Annotated in this window: 18 protein-coding genes and 2 pseudogenes; 12 read left to right on the forward strand and 8 right to left on the reverse strand. The window is 62.0% G+C overall.

All coding sequences use genetic code 11. The features are described 5' to 3' along the window. Positions 1-25: 25 nt before the first annotated feature. The 4 genes from C7I85_RS18760 to C7I85_RS18775 all read left to right on the forward strand — a co-directional run bounded on the left by C7I85_RS18760 (position 26) and on the right by C7I85_RS18775 (position 4,569). Positions 26-772: a transporter substrate-binding domain-containing protein gene (locus C7I85_RS18760; protein ID WP_106725526.1), complete on the forward strand. Its 747-nt coding sequence runs from the start codon at positions 26-28 to the stop codon at positions 770-772. A gap of 67 nt (positions 773-839) precedes the next feature. Then, on the forward strand, positions 840-2,489 hold the full coding sequence (locus tag C7I85_RS18765) for an amino acid ABC transporter permease (protein ID WP_106725527.1): 1,650 nt from the start codon (positions 840-842) through the stop codon (positions 2,487-2,489). Beyond that, the gene (locus C7I85_RS18770; protein ID WP_106725528.1) at positions 2,470-3,849 is read left to right on the forward strand and encodes a GH1 family beta-glucosidase; all 1,380 of its coding nucleotides are present in this window, start codon (positions 2,470-2,472) and stop codon (positions 3,847-3,849) included. Before C7I85_RS18765 ends, C7I85_RS18770 begins: the two co-directional genes overlap by 20 nt. Before the next feature lie 51 nt (positions 3,850-3,900). Continuing rightward, on the forward strand, positions 3,901-4,569 hold the full coding sequence (locus tag C7I85_RS18775) for an SDR family oxidoreductase (protein ID WP_106725529.1): 669 nt from the start codon (positions 3,901-3,903) through the stop codon (positions 4,567-4,569). A 72-nt stretch (positions 4,570-4,641) separates the two neighbouring features. Here the strand turns inward: C7I85_RS18775 and C7I85_RS18780 are convergent, their stop codons facing one another. Continuing rightward, complete coding sequence (locus C7I85_RS18780) at positions 4,642-6,711, reverse strand: NAD(P)-binding protein (protein ID WP_106725530.1); 2,070 nt, start codon at positions 6,709-6,711, stop codon at positions 4,642-4,644. 253 nt (positions 6,712-6,964) lie between these two features. Here C7I85_RS18780 and argE point away from each other — a divergent pair, with 253 nt between their 5' ends. Continuing rightward, positions 6,965-8,134 (forward strand): acetylornithine deacetylase, encoded by a 1,170-nt coding sequence (gene argE, locus C7I85_RS18785; RefSeq protein WP_106725531.1) that lies wholly within the window; start codon positions 6,965-6,967, stop codon positions 8,132-8,134. A 6-nt stretch (positions 8,135-8,140) separates the two neighbouring features. Here the strand turns inward: argE and C7I85_RS18790 are convergent, their stop codons facing one another. From C7I85_RS18790 to C7I85_RS18810, 5 genes are all read right to left on the reverse strand, one after another. Next, on the reverse strand, positions 8,141-9,076 hold the full coding sequence (locus C7I85_RS18790; protein ID WP_106725532.1) for a LysR family transcriptional regulator: 936 nt from the start codon (positions 9,074-9,076) through the stop codon (positions 8,141-8,143). Positions 9,077-9,129: 53 nt separating this feature from the next. Then, on the reverse strand, positions 9,130-10,620 hold the full coding sequence (locus C7I85_RS18795) for an aldehyde dehydrogenase (RefSeq protein ID WP_106725533.1): 1,491 nt from the start codon (positions 10,618-10,620) through the stop codon (positions 9,130-9,132). A 24-nt stretch (positions 10,621-10,644) separates the two neighbouring features. Next, complete coding sequence (locus C7I85_RS18800) at positions 10,645-11,319, reverse strand: DUF1028 domain-containing protein (RefSeq protein ID WP_106725534.1); 675 nt, start codon at positions 11,317-11,319, stop codon at positions 10,645-10,647. 19 nt (positions 11,320-11,338) lie between these two features. After that, positions 11,339-11,752, reverse strand: coding sequence for a RidA family protein (locus C7I85_RS18805; protein ID WP_106725565.1), 414 nt, complete (start codon positions 11,750-11,752; stop codon positions 11,339-11,341). 216 nt (positions 11,753-11,968) lie between these two features. Continuing rightward, positions 11,969-13,243: a flavin-containing monooxygenase gene (locus C7I85_RS18810; RefSeq protein WP_106725535.1), complete on the reverse strand. Its 1,275-nt coding sequence runs from the start codon at positions 13,241-13,243 to the stop codon at positions 11,969-11,971. A 280-nt stretch (positions 13,244-13,523) separates the two neighbouring features. Between C7I85_RS18810 and C7I85_RS18815 the strand changes: the two genes are divergently transcribed. From C7I85_RS18815 to C7I85_RS18830, 4 genes are all read left to right on the forward strand, one after another. Then, a complete protein-coding gene (locus C7I85_RS18815) occupies positions 13,524-14,615 on the forward strand; it encodes an ABC transporter ATP-binding protein (protein ID WP_106725536.1) in 1,092 nt (363 codons plus the stop codon). Beyond that, positions 14,612-15,511 (forward strand): ABC transporter permease, encoded by a 900-nt coding sequence (locus tag C7I85_RS18820; protein WP_106725537.1) that lies wholly within the window; start codon positions 14,612-14,614, stop codon positions 15,509-15,511. The genes C7I85_RS18815 and C7I85_RS18820 overlap by 4 nt, the downstream gene beginning before the upstream one ends. Continuing rightward, complete coding sequence (locus tag C7I85_RS18825) at positions 15,508-16,293, forward strand: ABC transporter permease (protein WP_106725538.1); 786 nt, start codon at positions 15,508-15,510, stop codon at positions 16,291-16,293. The genes C7I85_RS18820 and C7I85_RS18825 overlap by 4 nt, the downstream gene beginning before the upstream one ends. 103 nt (positions 16,294-16,396) lie before the next feature. After that, a complete protein-coding gene (locus tag C7I85_RS18830) occupies positions 16,397-17,434 on the forward strand; it encodes an extracellular solute-binding protein (RefSeq protein ID WP_106725539.1) in 1,038 nt (345 codons plus the stop codon). 390 nt (positions 17,435-17,824) lie between these two features. On the opposite strand, the gene C7I85_RS18835 is transcribed toward C7I85_RS18830, so the two are convergent. Further along, positions 17,825-18,316 (reverse strand): hypothetical protein, encoded by a 492-nt coding sequence (locus C7I85_RS18835; RefSeq protein ID WP_106725540.1) that lies wholly within the window; start codon positions 18,314-18,316, stop codon positions 17,825-17,827. 449 nt (positions 18,317-18,765) lie between these two features. Between C7I85_RS18835 and C7I85_RS31015 the strand changes: the two genes are divergently transcribed. The 3 genes and pseudogenes from C7I85_RS31015 to C7I85_RS32295 form a co-directional block, all read left to right on the forward strand. Then, positions 18,766-18,915 (forward strand): hypothetical protein, encoded by a 150-nt coding sequence (locus C7I85_RS31015; protein WP_181257226.1) that lies wholly within the window; start codon positions 18,766-18,768, stop codon positions 18,913-18,915. Between the two features lie 82 nt (positions 18,916-18,997). Further along, positions 18,998-19,447 (forward strand): M15 family metallopeptidase, encoded by a 450-nt coding sequence (locus tag C7I85_RS18840; protein WP_106725541.1) that lies wholly within the window; start codon positions 18,998-19,000, stop codon positions 19,445-19,447. Positions 19,448-19,608: 161 nt separating this feature from the next. Continuing rightward, positions 19,609-19,827, forward strand: a pseudogene (locus C7I85_RS32295) (hypothetical protein); the annotation flags it as partial. 41 nt (positions 19,828-19,868) lie between these two features. On the opposite strand, the pseudogene C7I85_RS18845 reads toward C7I85_RS32295, so the two are convergent. After that, positions 19,869-20,000: pseudogene (locus C7I85_RS18845) on the reverse strand (helix-turn-helix domain-containing protein); the annotation flags it as partial. Positions 20,001-20,209 lie beyond the last annotated feature (209 nt).

The following is a 20,209-nucleotide window of genomic DNA, read 5'->3' on the forward strand; positions in this document are numbered from 1 at the left end:
CTGATCTAGAAAGGGAGGAAAGTGCATGAAGAAGATCATATTCGGCCTCGCGCTGGCGCTGCTTGCGGCTAGTCAGGCACACGCTGCCGACCTCGACGGGAAAATGTTAAGGGTGGGGTCCGACACCACATCGCCGCCGATGGAGAGTGTGGATACGGCGACAGGCCAAATCGTCGGCTTCGACGTCGATGTGGTCAACGCCATCTGCGCCAAGATCAATTGCAACGCTGAGTTCGTCACTACTGGGTGGGACGGCATCTTCGCCGCGCTGAACCAGGGCAATTTCGATCTCGTCGCCTCCGGTGTCTCGATCACAGTCGAGCGCAAGAAGGCAATGGATTTCTCCGAACCTTACATCATCAATAGCCAAGCCATCCTGACACGTGTCGAGGATGAGGGCCTCACCCCCGACGATTTCAAGTCCAAGGGGAAAAAGTTATCCGCGCAAGCCAACACCACTGACGCGCAGGTCGCAGAAAGCATCGTCGGCAAGGACAACGTCATCGCCTATGATAGCTTCAGCGCCTCCGTCATCGCGCTCAAGAACAAGGACGTCGACGGCGTCGTTATCAATGGTGCCAACGCTGCCGCATACGAGAAGGAGTTTGCCGGCGAGCTGGTAGTGCCGATCCGCGACCTGCAGTCCGATCCGCTCGGCCTGGTCTTTCGCACGGGCGACGAGAATGTCGTCGCGTTCAACGAGGGCCTTAAGGCGATCAAGGCGGACGGCACCCTCGACGCCCTGATCAACAAGTACTGGAGTGTCAAGTAAGCCAGGGTTGGTCGATAGTCCCGGCGCGCCGCTGCGCCGGGACTGCTCATGGGAGACGCGGATACAAATGCAGTTCCTTATGCGCCTGCGGCCCAGCAATCTCATTATTGCCGCCGCCTTGCCGTTCATTGTTTATCTCTTCGGCTCTTCAGCTGACTATAGTCGCTCGCTACGTGCAATCCTCGGTGTCGAGCACGGATCCTCGGCAGCTTTCCTAGGTTTCCTGGCGCTGGCAGTTGCTTTCGCCACAGGTCTTGGAACAGTGCTGTTCACGCGCGTTTCAATGCCTCGGTGGCGTCTAGCGACGGCCTGCGTTGTGCTGAACCTGGTCGCCGCGGTGCTTGTTGCGATGACCGATCTGGTCCGCCCTTATGCATCTTCGATCGTCGCAAACGCAGTCGATCCCTTCACTTCAAAACTAATCGTCCAGGGCGTGACGCCGCGGCAATTGATGAGCGATGCTGAGGCCATGGTGCATGGCTACACGGCAGCGCTTGCATGGACCTATCTGGCTCTGACGATCATTGCCTCTGCGTTGCTCTTCCTAGGCGGTCTTCATGGCAAGGCCGGTCCGGCCCGTGGCATCAGCCGCATGATGCTGATCGTATTCAACGGCCTAGGCCTCGCCATCATTCTCTTCATCGCCCCGATGGCCTTTGCCGCAGGCGTGGCCACGACCGTTCGCGCAGCGGTCGCAGCCTATATCCTAGCGGCGCTGTTGGGCCTCGTCTGGGTCGGGCTGCTCAAGCTTCAGTACAGTGCCCGAGCTGAGCTCACTTTTGTTGCACTGCCCGCGCTACTGGCCTGCGCAGCGGCATGGTTCCTGTTTCAGCCGCGCGAAGGCTATGCGCTAGTAGGTGCCTTCGGCGGCAAGGTTGCGGTGGTCTCCGGCACGCCATCAGGGATGATCGGCGCGGTACGCTTCGGCCAATTCCCCGGCGCTCCGGAAGACGAGTTGCCCCTGCGCACATTCAAGGGATCGGCCGAGGCGATCCAAGCGCTAGCAACGAAGGCCGACGTAAGTGCAGCACTTCTGCCTGCGACGTCAGTGCCTGCTGACTTGCCGGTGCAATGGCACACCGAGGCGCTCAACGATCGAGACAAGGCGGCCGGCATCACGCTGGCTGTAATGGCTATCGTGCTCGGTCTGCTGACCTTCGGCGGACATATCCATCGCAGGCACCCGCTCTCCATAGGCTCGGAGTTCATCATCGACACGATCCGTGGCATTCCGATGCTGGTGATTGTGCTATATGTCGGCCTGCCCCTTGCCGGCGCGATGAAGGACGCCACCCAAGGCATTTTCGATCCGCCAAACCTGGCGCGCGGCATCGCCGCTATGGCACTCGCCTATTCCGCATATCTGGCCGAAATCTTCCGCTCCGGCATCAACGCCATTCCGCGCGGACAGATCGAAGCGGCGCGCAGCCTTGGCCTTAACGGTTGGAAGACCGCCCGCCTCGTCGTGCTGCCGCAGGCCTTCCGTATCATCATTCCGCCGCTCGGCAACGAGCTGATCGCCATCCTCAAGGACACCTCCCTTTTATCGATTCTGTCGATCCGCGACGTCACGCAGCGAATGCGGGAGTTTCAATCGGCGAGCTTTCTGCCTTTTGCGCCCTACAACTCCGCTGCCATCTTTTACATCCTGCTCACGTTGGCCGCAGCCAGCCTCGTCAATAGCTTCGAGAGAAAATATGACATCAAGCACAGATAGCAGACAGATCCTCGAAGCCCGCGCGGCCTCGCTCGTATTTCCGCGCCATTTCGTGTTCGGCGCCGCCACCGCGGCCTACCAGACGGAAGGCGCGCCGGACGCCGACGGCAAGGGCGAGAGCATTTGGGACCGCTTCTGCAGGCGGCCGGATGCAATCGTCGATGGCTCCAGTGGCGACATTGCCTGTGACAGCTATTATCGCTGGAAAGATGATATCGCCGTGCTCGGCGCGCTAGGGCTCGGCGCTTACCGCTTCTCGTTCGCCTGGACGCGACTTTTGCCAACAGGCCGCGGCGCGCCCAACACCAAGGGCATTGCATTCTACGACCGGCTGATCGATGATTTGCTGGAAGCCGGGATCGAGCCCTATGCCACGCTTTATCACTGGGATCTTCCGCAGACGCTGCAGGATGCCGGCGGCTGGTATAATCGTGACACGGCAGATGCGCTCGCCGAATATGCTGCTCTGGCTGCCCGCAGCTTCGGCGATCGCGTCAAGAAGTGGACGACGCTCAACGAGCCCTGGACCTTTTGCTGGTCGGGCCATGCCACGGGCGAGGATGCGCCGGGCCTCAGCGATGGCGCGAAGGGGGGTATCGTAGCCAGTCACCATGCACTGCTTGGACACGGCAAGGCGGTGCCAGCCATCCGTGCTGAGGTGGCGAACGCTTCCGTCGGTATCGTCCTCGACCTCAACGTGGCTGAGCCGGCCAGTGATGACCAGCGAGACGCTGCCGCTGCGCAGCGTTTCGACGGTGCGCAGAACCGATGGTACCTGGATGCTGTTTTCAAGGGGGCCTATCCGCAGGACATGCTGGAACTCTATGGCGGCTTGTTGCCGTCAATCCACGCTGAAGACAACGCGTTGATCGCCGCCCCGATCGATTATCTCGGAGTCAATATCTACCGCCGTTCCGTCATCGCGGCAGGAGATGAACTTGCACCAATCAGCTACCGTCGGGTGCAGCCGGAGGGGAGCTATTCCGCAGTCGGGTACGAAATCTGGCCGCGCAGCATGTACGACGTATTGGGCTATGTGAATGACCACTACGCTCCGAAGGAGATCTATATCTCTGAGAACGGCGTCGCCACCCGACCCGAGCAAATCGGTGCCGACGGCCATGTCTGGGACGAACTGAGGGCAGCTTATTACGTCGACCATCTTGAGCAGGTGACGAAAGCAGCAGCCGACGGTGTGCCGGTGCGTGGCTACTTCGCCTGGACGCTGATGGACAATTTCGAATGGGCCTACGGTTACACCACGCCATTCGGAATCACCCATGTTGATTTTCAAACCCAGCGGCGCACCGTCAAATATTCGGGCAAGGTCTACGCCATGATTGCCGCCAGGAGAGCGTAGCGACTTCCGGGAGCTCCACGCTTGGTCAATGACGGGAGGGTCGCGGGAACAGTGCTGATCACTGGCGCGGGTCGCGGCCTAGGCCGCGAGTTGGCGAGACAATATCTGCAACTCGGCTGGCATGTGATTGCCTGCAGCCGAACGCAACCGTCGGATGGCAACGAGGAGGGCATGGAAATTCAGCCGCTTGACGTCGCCGATCCTGCCTCGATTTCTGACCTGGGGGCGCGGCTGGCCGGCCGGCCTCTGGACGTTCTCATCAACAATGCCGGCGTTCGCAGCCGTGTCGCTGGTCTGGATCGTTTCGAACCTGACGAATTCCTGGATGTGCTGGCAACCAACACCCTTGGCCCTGTGCTCATGGCCCGGGCAGTGCGCGCTAATCTTCGCCTGGGCCGTAACCGCGTTGTCGCCAATATTGGAAGCCGTGCCGGCTCGATGGCGGAGGGACTGCTGGACGACGATGACGATGACTACGCCTACCGTTGCTCCAAGGCGGCGCTCAACATGGCTACGGTCCAGCTTGCGCACGACCTGGAGACGGACAGCATCACGGTGCTGTCACTCCACCCAGGTTGGGTAAGGACCGACATGGGTGGCGAGGAGGCCATATTGCCGATCGAGGACAGCGCACGGGCCTTACGGGCAATCATTGCTGCCGCAAAGCCGGAATGCAGCGGTTCGTTCCGTGCATTCGATGGTCGGCAGGTTGCGTGGTAAGGACTGGGCCAGGTGTGGATCTGGACGAGGCCGGCGCCACAAGCATCCCGCCGGCCGGCCCCGAGGGAAACGCTATTCGGCCGCCAGCGCCGTCACTTCGCGCCGGAACGGCAAGGCATCGCCGATATCCGGCTCGTCGAGTTCGCGGGCGAAGCGGTGGCCGGCATAGGTTGCCCAGGCGATCGGGCCGGGGGCTTCGGCATCGCCGATTACCTTGATCGAACGGATGCCATTGTCCGCCCATTCGTCGCTGCGCGCCTTGAGGTCCTGCCAGATGCCGTCGTTCTGCTGCCGCGAGGCCGCCAGCACCACCGCATCGGCGGCGATGTCGTGCTCCGCGCCGGTATAGACGCAAGCCGTGGCGACGCCACCCGCCGCGATGCGCGTGACGGCGCGGTTAAGCACGATCTCTACGCCGAGTTCGGCTAGCCTACGGTGGATGGCGCCTTGTTCCAGCGTGTTGCGCGTCCAGTCCGACACATAGGCCGAGGGCGTTACCAGCGTGACCTTGGCGCCCTGCCTCGCCATCAGTTCGGCCAGCACACCGCCCATATAGTAGTGGTCATCGTCGAATAGCACGACGTTGCCACCTGGTACGGTTCCGTCCATCAGGTCGTCGGGCGTATAGACGGGCATCGCGGCGTCCATCGGCATCGGCACGACATGGGCGCGCGCCACGCCGTCGCGACGCCAGGTCGAGCCTGTGGCGATCGCCACGTTCTGGAAGCCGAAGGCCAGGATGTCGTCAGCCGAAAGCCGGCTATCGAAATAGATCTCGACGTTCTGCATCTGACCAAGCTGGTATTGGCGGTAGTCGCGCACGCGGCCCCAGGCGTAAAGGCCCGGAAGACGGCATTCGCGCGCCACGCGCCCGCCAAGTTCGGTGCCGGCTTCGGCAAGCGCCACCTGATAGCCGCGCAGCCCCAACGCACGCGCCGCCTCCAGCCCGGCGGGGCCAGCGCCGACGACCAGTACGCTCTCGCTCGCGCCCTTCGCCTGCATCCGCTCGGGGTGCCAACCCTTGCGCCATTCCTCCATGAAGGTCGGGTTCTGCGTGCAGCGCGAGATCGACATGGTCATGTCGCCGGTGATGCAGATGTTGCAGCCGATGCACTCGCGGATGTCCTCGATGCGGCCTTCTTCGACCTTCTTCGGCAGGAAGGGATCGGCAATGGAAGGGCGGGCGCAGCCGATGAAATCGAGCGTGCCCGACTTGATCATCCTGACCATCACGTCGGGGGAGGTGAAGCGGCCGACTCCCACCACCGGCTTGGAAGTGAGCTTCCTGATGCCGGCGACGAGGCTTTCCTGCGCAGCTTCCTCCTTGAAGCGCGACGGACCGGAGCAGTCCTCCCAGGCGCCGTGGGCGAGGTCCCACAGGTCCGGCAGATCGGCATGCATCTCGATCATGTCGCGCACTTCGGAATTGGCGAAGCCCAGTGCGCCGATCATTTCGTCCAGCGAGATGCGCAGCGTCAGTCCGCAGGTGTCGCCGATGGCGTCGCGCCCTTCCTCGATCAGTTCGCGCATCAGGCGCGAGCGGTTCTCCAGCGAGCCGCCATACTCGTCGGTGCGCTGATTGGTGGCGGTGGACAGGAAATGCTGGATGATGCCGAAGCCGTGCGCACCGTAGAGGCAAACGAGGTCGAAGCCTGCCTGCTTGGCGCGCTTGAAGGCGTTGCGGTGCCAGCGGCGCAGATCGCGTATGTCCTGCTTGTCCATGGCGCGCGCCTGCACAGGATCGTTGGTGAAGGTGCGGATCGGCAGGGCCGTCGGCCCGCGCGGCACCTCGCGCGTGTAGAGGTTGGGGCCGTTGATGCCCGAATAGGCGAGCTGGATGCCGGCCAGCGCGCCGTGTGAGCGCATGGCATCGGCCATCTTTGCCAGCGCTGGGATATCGGCGTCTTCCCAAAGCCTGAGTTCGATGAAGGGGGTGATCTCCGAGGTGTGGTGCATCTCGGTCTGTTCGGTGAAGATGACACCCCAGCCGCCTTCCGACTTCATGCGGCGCATCTCGGCAGCCGCCGACGGATCGCGATAGCCGCCGCCGTTGCAATGTGGCACCTGGTAGAAGCGGTTCTTGGCCGTGACCGGACCGATCTTCATCGGCTCGAACAGAACATCGTAGCGTGGATCGCGCATCGAACTCCCCTTGCTGCGGGCCGACGGCGGACGCGCCGGCGGGCCGCATCGCCTGTAGGCAATACTCCTTTCGGTACTCATAAGAGGACGGCGGCGTCGGAAAACTAGAGTTTTCTTCTGCACCGCTTAGGCACCGCCTAATCAGCCGAGGGCAAGGGGCTTCGGTCCAGCCGAAGCGGGGCTGAAGCAAATGCGTCTTCAAGGCGGCCTTCCGTTAGTGCTAGGTCGAGGAAAACCAACAGGCAGCACCGTCATGGACAGCATCCGCATCCTCGAAAAGCTGATCGCCTTTCCGACCGTCAGCCGGGATTCCAATCTCGACCTCATCGGCCACGTGGCCGAATTGCTGGAGGCGAAAGGCGTTTCCAGCCAGTTCATCCATAGCCCGGACGGTCACAAGGCCAATCTCTTCGCCACCATAGGACCTGCCGGCAAGCCTGGCGTCATGCTGTCCGGCCATACCGATGTCGTGCCTGTGGACGGCCAGGACTGGACCGTGCCGCCTTTCGAAATGACCGAGCGCGACGGCAAGCTTTTCGGGCGCGGCGCTGCCGACATGAAGGGTTTTGTGGCTTCCGCCGTCGTGACCTGTCTGAAAGCCTCCGACATGCGCCTCAAAACGCCGCTGCATCTGGCGCTCTCTTACGACGAGGAAGTCGGTTGCCTGGGCGTGCGCAGCCTGGTGGAGATGTTGTCCGCCGGCCCGAGCAGGCCGCTGCTGTGCATCGTTGGCGAGCCGACCTCCATGCAGGTCGCCACCGGCCACAAAGGCAAGGTCGCGGCACGGGCGACTTGCCACGGCCGCGAAGGCCATTCGGCGCTTGCGCCGCTGGCGCTGAACGCGCTCCATCTCGGCTGCGATTTCGTCGGCGCACTGCGGCACGAGCAGGCTCGCCTCGCCCGCGAGGGCGCGCGTGATGGCGACTACGACATCCCCTACACCACCGTTCATGCGGGAAAGATGAATGGCGGCGTTGCGCTCAACATCGTTCCCAACCTCTGCCACGTGGATTTCGAAATCCGCAATGTCGCGGCCGACGATCCCCAGATCATCCTTGGACGCCTGCGTGGCGAGGCGGCTCGCATCGTCGCGGAAGCCGCGGCAATCGCGCCCGAAGCCGCCATCGACATCCAAGTGACCAATACCTATCCCGGTCTCGACACGCCCGTTAGCTCCGAGGCTGTAGCATTCGTGAAGTCGTTGACCGGCGCGAACGGCACCATGAAAGTGGCATACGGCACGGAGGGCGGATTGTTCAGCCGCGACCTCGGCACGCCGACTATTGTGTGCGGCCCCGGCTCCATGGCGCAGGGGCACAAGCCGGATGAGTTCGTCAGCATCGAGCAGATGCGCCGCTGCGACGCGATGCTGGGCAAGCTGCTGGAGCGGCTGGCGACGGAACGCCTGCAGCCAACCGGTTGATTTGACTCAACCTACCACGCGCTCCGTGCCGAACACGCCCTGTTCACCGACGAAGCGGCGGCAATGGCTGATGAAGGCCTGCACGGTCTGGGTGCGATGCTCGGCATTGGGCATTGCCACGCCCATGGTGAGCGGTCTCAGTTCGCCATCCATCGGCACGAACACTAGGGGCTTGCCGTCCGGGGCGAGCGTGTTGAGGGGCCGCATGTTGGCGATACCATAGCCGAAGCCGTTCGCCACCATCGAGCGCATGACCGCAATGTCGCCCGTGCGCTCGGCTATGTTGGGGCGCAGCCCCTTCTGCTGGAAAGCCGACAGGAAATATTCGCGGCTGAATGGCAGGTCGAGCAGTACCATCGGCTGGTCTACGAGTTCCTCGGGGGAAATGGACATTCTCGCGGCAAGCGCGTGCCCCGCCGGCAGCATGACATAGGCCGGAAGCTGCATCAGCGGCTCGAAGGCCATGTCCTGCGAGAGCTCGAGATCGTAGGTCAGTGCCACGTCGATTTCGCCGCGCTGCAGAAGCTCCAGCAACTGGCCCTGGTTGCGCTCGAACTGGCGCACGCGAACCTCAGGATAGGTATCCTCGAACTTGCGGCGCAGCGCCGGTAACAAGATCTGGGCGAAGGTCAGCAGGCAGCCGACAGCCAGCGGGCCTCGAACCTTCTCGGCAATGTCGCCGGCAATGTCGTGCAGAGCGTCAGCATCCGCGAGCAGCCGCGCGGCCTCCTTCAGGAACACGCGGCCGCCGGCGGTCAGCGATAGGCCATGCGAATGCTTGCGCACAAAAAGCTGCACGCCGAATTCCGCTTCGAGCTGGGCGATTGAGGCCGAGATCGACGGCGGCGAGACGTTCACCTGTTCCGCCGCCTTGGCAATCGAGCCAGCTTCGCCGACGGCGACGAAATACTCTAGTTGTCTGAGCGTAAAGCGAAGTGGCATGGCTGGCTATGTTGCCGGTTTCTCTGCCACGATCAAGTTGCTGTGGCCGCCCTTCAATACTTGATCCACGTGGTCTTGAGCGCGGTATATTTGTCTAACGAATGCAGCGAGAGATCGCGGCCAAAGCCGGACTGCTTGAAGCCGCCGAACGGCGTCATCGGGCTCAGCGCGTCCACCGTGTTGACCGAGACCGTGCCGGCGTGGAGCCGCTCGGCGATACGGTGCGCGCGCGACAGGCTGTCTGTCCACAGCGACGCAGCCAGGCCGTAGACGCTGTCGTTGGCGATGCTGATGGCCTCTTCCTCGTCGTCGAAAGCGATGACCGAGAGCACCGGTCCGAAGATCTCGTCGCGGGCAATAATGTCGCTCGGCGACACTTCATCGAAGATCGTCGGCTGGATGAAACTGCCGCGGCCATTGACGGTGACCTGCTCGCCGCCGGTAACCAGGCGCGCCGTCTTCTTGCCGGCCTCTACGAAGCGCATGACGTTTGCCGCGTGGCGGGCGTCCACCATGGCGCCCATCTTCGAGGCCGGATCGAGCGGATCCCCCGGCTGCGTGGCAGCGGCGCGCTGGACAAGCTTCTCCACCATCGCATCCTTGACGCTGCGCTGCACGAGCAGGCGCGAATTGGCGGAGCAAACCTCGCCTTGGTTGAAGAAGATGCCGAAGGCCGCCATGTCGGCTGCCGCATCGAGATTGCCGCAATCGGCGAAGACGAGGTTCGGGCTCTTGCCGCCGGTTTCCAGCCACACCTGCTTCATGTTGGACTGGCCGGAATATTGCAGGAACAGCTTGCCGACCGCCGTCGAACCGGTGAAGGCGAGGCAGTCCACTTCCATGTGTCGGCCGAGCGCCTGGCCGGCGGTTTCACCCAGGCCGGGCACGACATTGAGTACGCCCGCAGGCAGGCCCGCCTCCATTGCCAGTTCGGCAAGCCTGAGCGCCGAGAATGGCGACTGCTCGGCTGGCTTCAGCACGACGGAATTGCCTGCCGCCAGGGCAGGCGCACACTTCCACGTCGCCATGTCGAGCGGGAAGTTCCACGGCACTACAGCGCCGATGACGCCGAGCGGCTCGCGCCGCACCAGCACCAGATCGCCACTGCCCGTTGGCGCCACCTCGTCATAGACCTTGTCGATGGCCTCCGCGTACCACTGGAAGATGGCGGCCGAGCCCGGCACATCTATGGTGGCCGCGTCTTTGACCAGCTTGCCCATGTCGAGCGATTCCAGCAGCGCCAGCTCGTGCAGGTTCTCGCGCAGCAATTGCGCGAGGCGCAGCAGCACCTCCTTGCGGTGCGCCGGCTTGGCGCGCGACCAGGCGCCTGACTGGAAAGCGCGCCGCGCCGAGGATACTGCGAGGTCGATATCCTCCTCGCCGCAGGACGCCACTTCCGCCAGCGTTTCGCCAGTGGCGGGATTGACGCTTGCGAAGGTGCGGCCGGAGCGTGCGGCAACGAACTTGCCGTCGATGAAGGCCTTGTCGCGGAAGCGGATGGCGGACGCCTTGCCGATCCAGTCCTTGTGGCTGAGTTCGCTCATGGGGGCCTCCTGCTTGTCGGCTGTCTATTCGTCGCCCGGCACGCCGTAACTCGGCGCGTCGGAGGGGTTGATGGCGCGGGTCACATAGGCGTCGAGCTGGGGTTTGTAGATGTCCCACAGCTTCGCCAGCTCTTCGATCGGGCAGGCGTCCGACCAGTCGCAGCGCAAGTCCGCCACCGGCCAGGACACCTCACGCACCAGCTTCATGCCGGCCGAGTGTACCGGCCCGGCCTCGCCACCTGCTTTCAGCGCGGCGCGCATAGCGGCGATGATGCGGTCACCAAGATGACCTTCCGAAACCAGAAAAGCATCCACCATCGTTTGCGGCACGCCGTCATTGGCAAGCAGGTTGCCGCCGCAGGCGACATCTGGCGCTCGCGCCTCTGCCCAGATGCCGAGCGCCCGCGGCCCCGAATGAACGGCGCTGATGCCTGCGGAATCCACCGCCAGAACCTGCCGGTACTCGCTGTAAGCGCTGGTGCGTTTCAGGATGGCTACTGCCTCGGCAGCGGAGGCGCCGCGCGCCATCAGTTCCAGTCCGCGCGGCCCAAGGGTCGGATCGGTGATGTTCTGGCTGGCCACTGCGCCGACGCCTGCCTGCGCGTAGGCGCAGCGGGCGGCCACCGCCGGCGAGGAAGAGGAAACCGCCACACCGAACATGCCGGTGCGGCTGCAGCGCGCGACGATGGAGAAGGTCATGGCGTGCTCGTCCCTCGGCTCAGTCCGGGATGACGGCAGTGCCGTCGATCTCGACCAGCCAGTCAGGGCGGGCCAGCGCCGTCACGACCAGCCCGGTTGAAACCGGATGCACGCCTTTGATGTATTCGCCCATGGTCCGGTAGACCGCTTCGCGGTGGCGCACGTCGGTGATGTAGACCACCACCTTCACCAGGTGCTCCATCTTGCCGCCGCACTCCTCGATGAGCTGCTTGATGTTCTGCATGACCTTGTGGGTCTGCTCGACCGGATCACGGCTGTCGATGTTCTTGGCGGTGTCGAGGTCCTGCGGGCACTGGCCGCGCAGGAAGACCATGGTGCCGCGCGCTACCACTGCCTGACAAAGGTCGTTGTCGAGCTTCTGCTCGGGATAGGTGTCTTTCGTGTTGAACTTGCGAATTCGGTTATGCGCCACCTTGGTCTCCATCAAATCGGGCTCGAGGTCAGGACATCCGTCGCGCGTCGTTCGGTTCGCGCGAAAATCCTGGGCCTCAGCCCGCATTTCTCGGTCAAATATTCACAGCGCGGACAGGCTCTAAAGAACAGTCTTTCTCATCCCTGCTAAGGATGCTCCTAATAAGGGGAGGGGAGCCCGAAGGGACCGGCTTTGGCTGCCGTGCGACCGCCAAACCTATGCCACTTCGGTCTCGCTTTTTGCGGCCGCGTGATACACGAGGTACTTGCGTTGCGTGGAAATGCGATCAGCCAGATGCTTGGCGTCGTGCCAGACGCCCCAAATGAAGCTGGACCCCCTGCGCGATTGCCATGGCAGCCCGAGGAAATAGATCCCCGGCTCGACCGACACGCCACGTTGATGCTTCGGCCTGCCTTTCTCGTCGAACGCATCAACCTTTAACCAGCTGTAGTCGACCGTATAACCCGTGGCCCAGATGATCGAGGTGATCCCGGCTTCCGCCAGGTTCAGTGCGAGTATCGGATTGGCCACGCACTCCGGATCCGGATCGAGCTTGCGGGCTTCGGGCTCTTCGGGAAGGTCGATGCCGTTGCGCGCGACATAGGCGTCGGCCTCGTCCAGCAGCGACATCAGGTTTGCATCGCCGCGTGCGATGTTCTGACCGAGATCGGCGGCGAAGGTCATGACGCCGTCTGTGTAGGCTTCCGTTCGGCCGACAAGTGTCATCCCTTGCGCGGCTAGACGCCGGAAGTCGATCGTCTCCCCCCCACGGGCGCCGCTCACCGCAATCGTGACATGCTCCGTGCCGGGCCCGGGCGTTTCGGCATCCCATTTGCCGAGAACCCCGAGCCACCAGCAGAAGTCCCGCCCGCGATAGGCGCGGGGAGGGCGGTCGTGCGGACCGACCGAAAGGTAGACGCGTTTTCCCGCACGCACGAGTTCGTCCGCGATCTGCACTCCCGAGGACCCCGCACCGACCACTAGCACCGCTCCCCCAGGCAACTGGTCTGGATTGCGGTAGGCGCTGGAATGGATCTGTAAAAGTCCTGCGTCTTCCGGCACGAGCTTCGGGAAGATGGAGTGTTGGAAGGGGCCGGTGGCGGCGACCACGTTGCTGGCTTCGATCACCCCATGCGAGGTTTCGACATGGAAGCCGGGCCGGCCGACGTTCTTCCGTACCTCTTTCACCTCCACGCCGCAGCGGATTGGGGCAGCAATCATTTCCGCATAGGCGACGAAATAGTCCGCGACCTTTTCCTTGCCGACGAAGGCGTCGGGATAAGCGCCGGGAAACTCCATCCCCGGGAACCGGTCATGCCAGGCGGGGCCATTGGCAACCAGGGAGTCCCACCTTTCGGAACGCCAGCGTTCGGCAATGCGATGCCGCTCAAGAACAAGATGAGGCACGCCGCACTTGCTCAGGTGCTCGCTCATGGCCACCCCCGCCTGGCCAGCACCGACAATAAGCGTATCTACTTTTTCAACTGACATCCCAGCGTCCCTTCTTGGCCCTCCGAGAATTCCTACGGATGCGGCGGAGGTCTGGTCGTCGGTTTACTGGAGGGGCTGGAATGCGAAAATTACGATTTCATGTTGCAGTGGTTAGCCTGTCCCTAAATGCCGGGAGGGGTCGGCTCGGGTAATGAATCTCCGATGTAACGGATAGCAATTTCCGAATTTCGCGGGTGCGCGGCCGGCAAATATAGTCTCGGCTGGCATCACGCGGCAGCGCGGGACGCCAGCCAGCCGCTTCCCATTCGAGATCATCTTCATGGATATGAACTGCTCGCTCCAACAGAAGAAGGCGGTGGAGATCAAAGGCGTCTCCAAGGCTTTCGGCACTTACCAGGCGCTGAAGCCCGTCACCTTCGACATTTACGAGAACGAGTTCTTCACGCTGCTGGGACCTTCCGGCTGCGGCAAGACCACGCTGCTTAGGATGATAGCCGGCTTCGAGCAGCCCAGTACGGGGGAGATCTCTCTGCGCGGCTCGAATATACAAGGCCAGCCGCCTCACAGGCGGCGCGTCAACACCGTATTCCAGAGCTATGCACTGTTCCCGCACATGACGCTGGAGCAGAACGTCGCCTTCGGACTGGAGAACCTTGGCTGGGCGAAGGACAAGCGCGAGGCGCGCGTGGCCGACATGCTGCGCCTGGTTCACATGGACAAGTTGGCCGCCCGCAAGCCGCAGCAACTTTCGGGCGGCCAGCGGCAGCGCATCGCGCTCGCCCGGGCGCTGGCACCGGAGCCGGAAGTTCTGCTGCTGGACGAGCCGCTGTCGGCGCTCGACCTGAAGCTGAGGCAGGCCATGCGCGACGAACTGCGCACCTTGCAGCGTCAGACCGGCATCACCTTCGTTTTCGTCACCCACGACCAGGAGGAAGCGCTCGATATGTCGGATCGCATCTGCGTGCTGGGCGATGGCGAGATCCAGCAACTGGGGACGCCGGCCGACGTCTACGAGGAGCCCTCGAACCGTTTCGTCGCCGACTTCATCGGCGAGACCAATTTCCTCGATGCCGAGGTGATCTCGGTGGATAGCGAGCGCGCCACCGTGTCGATCCCGTTCGGCATGACGCTGAGCGTGCCGCACAAGGGGGCCGTTGCCGGCGGCAAGGCCGTGATGTCGATCCGCCCCGAAAAGATCAATCTGCCTTCGCAGGACGGACAGATCTCCGTCGACGGCACCATAGTCAGCGCGAATTATCTCGGCGGATATACCCACTACGTGGTGGAGACGGGCGGCACACAGCTGCGCGTGTCGAAGCGCAACAGCGTCAGCCGCGACCGCATGCTAGAGATTGGACGCCCGATCACGGTGAGCTTCGCGGCGGAGTCCCCAAGGGTACTGGGCGCATGAAGCCGCGCCCGAAATCGCCGGGCTGGAACGTGCTGGGCCTGCTGCCGGCTCAGCTCATCATGCTTCTGACCCTCATCATCCCGGTCGGGATTATCGTCTTGGTGTCGTTTTCCACACGCGGACCCTATGGCGGCTTCGACTTCGTGTTCACGACTGCCCCCTACAAGCAAATCCTGTTCAACGAAGGATGGACCGGCGAACTCGAATTCAATCCGCAATATCTGATCGTAGTAGGCCGCACGCTCGTCCTGTCGCTGGTGACGACCGCCATCTGCACGGTGCTGAGCTTCCCGGTCGCCTATTTCATCTCATTGCAAAGAGCGTCGGTTAAGATGATGCTGATCTATCTCGTCACCCTGCCCTTTTGGGTGTCGATGATCGTACGGGTATATTCCTGGATCATCATCCTCGGCAATGACGGCGTTATCGCCAAGGCGTTGCGCGCGCTGGGGCTCGTCGACAACATGGGGAGCCTGCTGTTCACCGATACGGCGATGCTGGTCGGCCTGGTCTACAGCTATATCCCGTTGATGATCCTGCCGGTCTTCGCCTCCATTGAGAAGCTCGACTCGGCGCTCGTCGAGGCCTCGCACGACCTCTATGGCAGCCGGCTCACCACGCTGCGCCGCGTGATCCTGCCGCTCTGCAAACCAGGCATGATGGCCGGCGCGATCCTCGTCTTCGTGCCTTGTCTTGGCGCAGTCCTCGAGCCGACGCTGCTCGGCGGCGGCAAGACGATGATGATGGGCAATCTGATCCAGCTGCAATTCGGTGCCGCGCGTAACTGGCCGCTTGGTGCAGCCATTTCGATCGTGCTGATGTCGGCCGTACTGATCTTCCTGATGTGGAGGGGGCTTCAGGCAGTGCGCAGGGAAGGCCGGGAGGGCGACGTATGAGTGACGCCAATGTCAGACGTTATCCGGGCTTTAACCTGTTCAGCCTGCTCTTCTTCGTCTACCTCTACCTGCCGATTGCGGTGGTGATCTTCTATTCCTTCAATGCCAACCGCATCGTGGCAAACTGGGGCGGTTTCTCGCTTCACTGGTACACAACGGCGCTGTCGAACACCGCGCTGATGGATGCAGTCAAGACATCGCTTCTGGTCGCCTCCATTGCGACGATGGTTTCTACGGTCGTCGCGCTGATGGCAGCCCTGGTTCTGGTCCGGGGCAGGGAAGTGCGCTTCCGCCGCGTGTCCGAAACGGTCGTCAACTTGCCGCTGCTGCTGCCGGAGATCGTGGTGGCGGTGGCAGTGCTGATCCTGTTCTCACAGCTTGGGCTTACCAACGGGCTCCTGAAACTGACGATTGCGCACACCACATTCTGCATTCCCTTCGCCTTCCTGCCGATCCGCGCTCGCCTGCAGGGTATGGATGCGGACCTTGAGGAGGCGGCGCGCGACCTCTACGCGTCGAGTTGGGTCGCCTTCCGGCGTGTCACGCTGCCGCTCATCCTGCCCGGCGTGTTTGCTGGTGCGATGCTCGCCTTCGTCATTTCCATGGACGACTTCATCACCAGCAGCCTGCTCAATTCGGGAGGCGCCACCACCCTGCCGGTCTACATTTTTTCGCTCATCAAGCAGGGCGTGTCGCCGCAGCTCAACGCCATCTCGACATTGATCATGATCGTATCGGTGGCGCTGGCAACCGTGGCTTTCTTGCTTCAGCGCAGGCAGTAGAAGAGAACGAAGTCTTTCCTAAGCAACGCGTCGGGCAAATCAAATTTATCGTCCCCGCCCGTTTGCTATCGTTCTTCTACAAAAGAACCTCAGAGGGAAAAACATGTCTATACGCACCCGCATCGCGGCGCTTGCCGCGGCTAGCGCCATGGGCCTTCTCGCTACCGTCTCCGCGCACGCCGAAGGCACGCTATCGATCTATGCCTGGGCCGACTCCATCTCGCCCGACATGGTGGCCAAGTTCGAGAAGGAAACCGGCATCAAAGTCACGGTGGACGCCTTCTCTTCCAACGAGGACTTGCTGACCAAGCTTCAGGCGGGATCGTCGGGCTACGACATCGTCACGCCCTCACAGCATTTCGTGAAGATCATGGTCGATAGCGGCCTGCTGGAGGATATCGGCGCTTCCTCGATGCCCGCCTTCCAGCAGATCCTGCCCGAATGGCAGAAGCAGTGGTGGGACCCCACCGGCAACTATTCGGTGCCGCTCGCCTTCGGAAACGCCGGCTTCACCGTAAACCGCGACCTCTACAACGGGCCGGTGGATAGCTGGAAAGTCTATTTCGAGCCGTCCGCAGAGCTGAAGGGCAAGATCGCCAGCCTGGCACAGCCCGACGAAGTCATCCCCGCCGCCGAGAACTACCTAGGCATTCCCTATTGCAGCGAGGACCCGAAGGAGATGAAGCGGGTGCTCGACCTGCTGCAAGCACAGAAGCCGTTCGTGGCCGCCTATTCCAGTGACAACATCGAAAACCGCGTCGGCAGCGGCGAAGTCGCAATGCACTTCTGGTGGGACGGCAACACCATGCGGCTGCGCCGCAACGACAAGGCGAATGTCGAATATGCCATGCCCAAGGAAGGGCTGGTGGGTTGGCTGGACTCCTATGTCGTACCGAAGGGTGCGGCAAATCTCGAGAACGCCCAAAAATTCATCAACTTCATGACCCAGTTGGACAACGCCACCGAGCAGTACAACTATTACGGTCACTCTTCGCCGGTGAAGGTCGACCACGACAAGGCGCTTTACAACAAGGAAAACGCACCAGAGCTGTTCCCGACCGTTCCCGTCAAGATGGGGCAGGCCTGCTCTCCGGCGGCGCAGGAACTCGTCACCAAAGTCTGGACGCAACTTCTTCAGTAGACCGGGCGGCTGGCGGGCCGGAGCGGTGTTCCCGCTTCCCGGTCCGCTCGAGGGGAACGGCGGCATCGATCATGACCGAAACCTATGACTACTTCGTCGTCGGCTCTGGCTCGGCGGGCTGTTTGCTCACGTATCGGCATGTGTTGCTGATGGCTCGGCGGCGGAGCTAGGTCACCGATCCTATGCCGGACACGGGCAGGGCGCATTTCAAGCAGCATGGTCATCCAACTGAACGTCTGTTCCGCATGGCGGATCATCGCTTCGCGCCGCCGTTCGGCGATCTTCTCAGCCGAGCAACCGCGCCGGATCCGCTCGATCACTGCTGCCTCCAACTGCGGAAGCCGAACAAGCTTGCGACAGCGCCGGCGCTGAGCCGCTACCGGCGGTGTCTTATTCGCCCGGCCGGAATGCCTTGCAGCCATCCTCGAAAACGTCGAAGAACCGATGGCAGACGTCCAAGCGGGTCGATTCCTCTCCGTCGTCCATCATCTGGTCTATCCGCCAATAGATGGGCTCTGCCTCGCCCGTGTCGAATTCGGCGCGGGCCTCGCAGTAGCGCGAAGCGGAAATGTAGGTCGTTGCGGTCGCATATTGGTTCGCAGAGGCCGGCGGCGCTACCAGCACGTCCGCCACGGGGGCGAGTCCGACGAGGCGACGCCCCGAGGCCATCTGTTCGACGTTCCCGAGGTGCCCGAGGATCTGCTCGCGCATCACCTCGTCCATGCAGGCCGGTGGTTCGGCGGCGAACGCATTCGTGGCGAAGGCAGTGGTTGCTAAGAGCATCAGCACCCGGACGCTTCGGAATGTGGAGGGGAAGAGATTTCCCGCGCTTTGCGGCTTGGGACGGCTTTCCGCAACCTGTTTGAGCTTTGTCCTATCCATGTCTGTTCCCTCCAAAGCTACTGACCTTCGTGGCACCGCCTCGCGCCATCCTATCCCTTCCAGCGAAATCTGGCTCAACCGCTCGGTTGAGGCACGCAGGCGGCCGTCGGTGCACAATCCCGTCGATGGTCGTTCGCAGCCCTTTTACCAGTTGAGGACGGGTTTTGGAATCAGGTCAGCAGCGGCAGCCTTGTTGTGGCCTTCGCCGCTCTCGTCGCCATTCTGCTAGCAATATGGAAAGGATAGGGCGGAAAGCCTCGAACCCGGGAATGTCCGGTGGGCTGGACGGCACCCTCGACGGCTCCGCGATCAAGGTTACGGTTAGTGAGTTTGTGAGTTCTCGGCGAAGCGCGACTTTGCAGCGATGAAAGTTAGCGGTCGAGACGGTCAATCCGAAGCTGTCGGCGGACTTCTACCTCTGCACGAACATTCACACCAAACCGTTTGTGGTGACGAATAAATACCAGTTCGAATGCGTCACCCAGGGCGATTTCCTCATTGAAGGAAACACCGTCTTCGGCGGCGCGCTGGTCGAGGCACAGAACGACTACAAGAAGGTGATGGAGAAGGCTCCGACTGAGCGCATCCAGAAGCCTTAGGACTTCTGTTCTTGCGCCTTCTTTTGGTTTTTCATCATCAGGACGTAGATGATTGACCAAGGGAAGGCGACAAGGAAGAGGATTGCTTTCAAATCTCCTGTCAGAAAATTACCAGGAGCAACAGTGGCGCGCGGATGGGCGCGACGGGCATCCCGATATGCTCGAATTCGAGCGCGTCTTTTTGAAGCGACTTCAAAAACTTAGGGTGCCGATGTTCACGCACTGCTTCTGGCGCGGCCAAGCCGACCAGACCGCAAGGTTTGTGGACGGGAAGTCCAAGGCCAAGTGGGGGCAAAACCCTCACAACTTTGGCTGCGCAATCGATGTGATCCACGCCCGTAAGGCGTGGGCGCTCACGCGTGAGCAGTGGGCGCTACTAGGTCACATCGGCAAAGAGGTCTCGGTGCAAATCAGCGTCCCGGTTGTCTGGGGCGGGGACTGGTCATTTTACGATCCAGCCCATTGGGAACTCAAGAACTGGCGCGAGCTCAACTGGACGCGCGCCGAAACACTTGAAGAAACCTTCAATTGAAAGGGCCGGGGCGCTGACGAAAGGAAGCGCTCCCACGGCCCGCTCTGCACTCCCTTGTCCCAATGTGCATTTAGTGACAGCAACCAAAGGACGCCGAAGATGTTCCGTTCACCCAACAAGCTCGATGATGGAACTTTGGTTGGCTGTCGCGAATGCTGGCAATGCGCGAACGTAAGGTCGACGACTGGGTCGGTCGTTGCATTGCCGAAAGTAAAACAGCATCCGCCACGCACTCGATAACGCTGACCTATAGGCGCGACGAGGCGGGCAACGAAGATCACCTTCGGGCGGCGCTGTTGACGTATTCAGATGTTCAAAAGTACTTCAAGCGGCTTCGCTTTGATGGCTATCGCTGCCGCTATTTCGCCGTTGGCGAATATGGTTCAACCAAGGGCAGGGCGCATTGGCATCTGATTATGTTTAGCTCTCGGAAGATCGACGAGCGATGCCGACCGAGCTTCTCGGCGATCACCTCGACACTGACACCGGCCTGGCGCCAGCGGGCGATCTTGCGCCGCTCATCCAGATCGATCTGCGAGTAGGTGCGTTTCATCTGTGGTTCCTTGCGTGCGATAAGCCATTGGTATCGCTGCAAAGTCGCACTTCAAGATAGAACCCACCCGGCTACATTTTAATGTGGCGGCCATGTTGAAATGTCCGCCAGTGAGCAAAATAGAAATGTCACTTTGACCCGCCACACGGCACAACGACCAGCCCCGATCTGACCGGCTGGTCCGGGTTGCAAGGCAGATCGGGGCGGGT

Source organism: Pseudaminobacter soli (ex Li et al. 2025) (assembly GCF_003012705.1).
Taxonomy (GTDB): domain Bacteria; phylum Pseudomonadota; class Alphaproteobacteria; order Rhizobiales; family Rhizobiaceae; genus Pseudaminobacter; species Pseudaminobacter soli.